General features: G+C 39.7%; 2 protein-coding genes. One reads left to right on the top strand and one right to left on the bottom strand.

Features of this window, described 5'->3' with window-relative positions; translation table 11 throughout:
- Nucleotides 1-12: 12 nt before the first annotated feature.
- Nucleotides 13-2,253, bottom strand: a complete 2,241-nt coding sequence (locus RUH74_RS24100; protein WP_313805411.1) for a DEAD/DEAH box helicase — start codon at nucleotides 2,251-2,253, stop codon at nucleotides 13-15.
- A 331-nt stretch (nucleotides 2,254-2,584) separates the two neighbouring features.
- Between RUH74_RS24100 and RUH74_RS24095 the strand changes: the two genes are divergently transcribed.
- Nucleotides 2,585-3,730 (top strand): M20 family metallopeptidase, encoded by a 1,146-nt coding sequence (locus RUH74_RS24095; protein ID WP_313805413.1) that lies wholly within the window; start codon nucleotides 2,585-2,587, stop codon nucleotides 3,728-3,730.
- Nucleotide 3,731: the final 1 nt, after the last annotated feature.

Raw genomic sequence — 3,731 nt, 5'->3', positions numbered from 1 at the left:
AAGTGACAAGAATTATCCATTTATATATGAAGTAAGAAGATTTACAAACTGTTTAGATTCAACCCTTGCGGCGATATATGGAGGAAGCGCTCTTTTATTTGCTTCAACCGGAAGACCAAGCCAAGTCAATTGATTATCAATAATAATAAACGGAAAAGGGAATAGCTCTGTTGCTTGGTTTACTCCACGGAGCCCAGGTGCACTCTCCTCTGCCAGAAAAGTCAGCATAACCCCTTTTCCTCTTCTATTTAATAGCTCTATCCATTCATCCGATAAACCGCTGCCCTTAGGCAGTCCAACTGTGATTGTTTTTATTGCTTCATCAATGTCTGCTTTCACTCGTTCTAGCTTTCTTGCATGCATCCATTGCAGGCTTGGGTGTTGATTTTTTATCCAAGTACCAATTTCATTTGGACCTATTGCTTTTCCACTAGTCCGCTGATGTTCAGCAAGCTTTCGCCAAGTTTTATTTTGATATACATGATTTCGCACAAACCCATAGTCACATAGGTGCACAAACTTCCCTTTAGTCCTTGTGATCGCCACATTCAGGAGCCTTTCACTTTCTTTTCCTACTAAGAGCATCCCAGCACGCTCCTGTGGATAGCTATCGACTGTATCAAAAATCATCATGTCCCGCTCACTGCCTTGAAAGCGATGAACAGTTGCTGCAATAATGTCAGCATCCTCTAGCCTATCTCTTAACATTTCATCTAGCAGCTGTTCAATTAGCATTGCCTGTGCGCGATAAGGTGTAACATACCCAATCGATCTTATTCCTCCTAAATAAGCCTCATGAATTAACTGAACTGATAGAAGCAAATGCCATACATTTATACGTGAATTAGAAGCTCTGTCTTTCACGCAAAAACTCCCAGCCCCTGATGTATCTAAAAGGATAGAAGCACTGTTTTCAAATGGCATTTTCTCTGAAATTTCTAACCTAGCCTTCAAAACACTTCGATGATCACCGACAAGCGAATGGTAAATAAATCGGTTAGTAAACGAAGAAATATCCGGGTGCATTCTCCTCTGTTCCTTTAAGAGAAATAAATGAGGATGCAGCTTCCCCTCTTCCACCCATTCAGACACACCGGATTGATAGAAAATATTTTCTCTTAGCCATTCATTTACGAGCGGATGACGCGCTGCTGCAATGGGAGGAAGCTGCTTAAAATCCCCGCAAATGATCGCACGCTTAGCAAGTGATACTGCAAAAGCAGCCTGCGGAACATAGGCCATACTTGCCTCATCCAAGACAACAAGATCAAAGTCCTTTTCATAAATAGCTGGATCACTGGCTGCCTTCGCTAAAGTTGTGCCAACAATTTTTGCCTCCTTTAGAAACTCCAGTTCTTTTTGACGAATCTTCTCAAGCACAGATGTTAACTTTTTTTCTATATGAAGAAGACGATCTGAGTCCCTTTTGCTAAAGGATTTAGACAAGTCCTGTTTAATGAACCGGCGTTCCTCTAATAAAGCTTCCTTATTTTCTGCCAAGTTTGTATAATGCTTTTCTATAAGATGGCTGGCTGTTAAAAACGGCCGATCTTGAATCGCTTCTCCAGCTTGTGATCCATATCTAAGCATATCTCCTTCACGTAAATGCCCTTTATTTTCAACAAATAGAGAAACTTCCGCCATGAGTACATCAACAGCCTGATTGCTATGAGAAAGAACAAGGACCCGCTGCTCTTTTATATATTTATTGGCGACCACTCTAGCAAGTGTGTAAGTTTTCCCTGTTCCAGGAGGACCCCATACGAAAGTGACTGGATTATATTTTGAACGAAGTATAAGTTCATGAACATTTGATTTTATATTAGCGATCGGGTGTTTCGCAGGCATCGATGGATCCATTAGCCTTTTAATTCTACCTCTTTTTCGTTTGCTTTCCTTCATATCCTCCAGACGCTGAAAAAGCTGATCAAGCAGTTCCCATGGATCATATAGCAGAAAACTCTCAGATAAAACGGAGCCTAAATTTTCCTTTAATTCAACGATGATGCTATATCCTTCAGATGAGAGTATTCTCCCATCAGCTACCTTTTTCCCCCATTCTATTCTCACGGTAGAACCGACTGGTACTTTTATAAAAGAGGGGGTGTCAAAAAAATAGATATAGGTATTCCCTTTTGAAAATAATCTTCCTTTCAATAGCCGATACTTTGTGCTGCCCTCTTTTTTTAAATGCTGGATCTCAGCTTTTAATGCTTTTTGCCAAACCTTTATGTACGTCAACGTTGTTGTCATTACTAACTCCCTTTATCAAAATATGGATTAATCTTTATGATCTATTCTGCTATTATTGTAGTCTTTATTATATTTATTAAAAAGAAAAGATGCCTACATAGTAAACAATATAATTAAAGGCCTTCCTGCAAAATTCTAAATTTCATTTTAATAAGTTCCTTTTTCATCCATTAAGATTCTAGTTCGACAGGTAAGCGGTTAACAAAAAGTTTTATTACCAATATACCCCACATGTAACCGTTTAAAAATGTTATAATAATCAAAAAATTATATTTGAGGGAGATTAAGGGTGAACACATTATTTGATAAGCTAGAGAAAAATTATGAAGAAATGGTTTCAATTAGAAGACATTTACACCAGCATCCAGAGCTATCCTTCAAAGAAGAAAAAACAGCTAAGTATATTCAAACATATTATGAAACGTTAGGAATCGAAGTAAGAAGTCAAGTAGGAGGAAATGGCGTAGTTGCAAAGATCTATGGAGAGAAACCTGGAAAAACCATTGCCTTACGGGCAGATTTTGATGCCTTGCCGATCCAGGATGAAAAAGATGTACCTTACAAGTCTCTCGTTCCCGGCGTCATGCATGCATGCGGACATGATGGACATACCGCAACCTTACTTGTGCTTGCAAAAGTACTCCATGAAATACGAGAGGAGCTAGAAGGAAACTATGTAATTATCCACCAGCATGCAGAAGAATATGCCCCAGGGGGTGCCATTTCAATGATCAAGGATGGATGCTTAGATGGGGTAGATGTGATTTTCGGAACCCATTTGTGGGCATCCGAACCGACAGGTACGATTCAATACCGTGTCGGGCCAGTTATGGCTGCTGCTGACCGTTTTGAAATTACAATACAAGGAAAAGGCGGACATGGGGCACAGCCGCATCGGACAAAGGATGCGATTGTAACTGCTTCACAATTGGTCATCAATCTGCAGCAAATAGTCAGCCGAAAAGTAAATCCCATTGATTCAGCTGTTGTGACTGTAGGTTCCTTTGTCTCAGGCAATGCCTTTAATGTCATCGCTGACAAAGCTAAACTTATCGGCACGGTCCGAACATTTAATGAAGAGGTTCGATCATTTATTGAAGAAGAGATGGAGCGGATCGTAAAAGGAACTTGCTATACAGCAAATAGTACATATGATTATTTGTATTCAAGAGGCTATCCAGCAGTCGTTAACCATAAGGATGAAACAGATTACTTAGTAAAATGTGCACAGCAAATAGATAGTGTAACGAATATTGAGGAAACCGAACCGCATATGGGCGGAGAAGATTTTGCTTATTATCTTCAGCATGTGAAGGGAACCTTTTTCTTTACTGGTGCAAAGCCGGTTTATACAAATGAAAACTACCCTCATCATCATCCTAAGTTTGATATCGATGAAAAAGCGATGCTAATCGCTGCTAAAACCCTTGGTGCTGCCGCCATTCAATATCATTCTTATAAAAGTACAGGCGCATGAA

This window comes from Cytobacillus sp. (assembly GCF_032154635.1).
Taxonomy (GTDB): domain Bacteria; phylum Bacillota; class Bacilli; order Bacillales; family Cytobacillaceae; genus Cytobacillus.
The sequence above is the reverse complement of the archived record's forward strand: the minus strand, read 5'-3'. Positions and strand labels throughout refer to the sequence as shown.

Bases quoted from the DNA above. Each gene is read 5' to 3' on its own strand.
- RUH74_RS24100 (WP_313805411.1), bottom strand. From the start codon at position 2,253: ATGACAACAACGTTGACGTACATAAAGGTTTGGCAAAAAGCATTAAAA.
- RUH74_RS24095 (WP_313805413.1), top strand. From the start codon at position 2,585: ATGGTTTCAATTAGAAGACATTTACACCAGCATCCAGAGCTATCCTTC.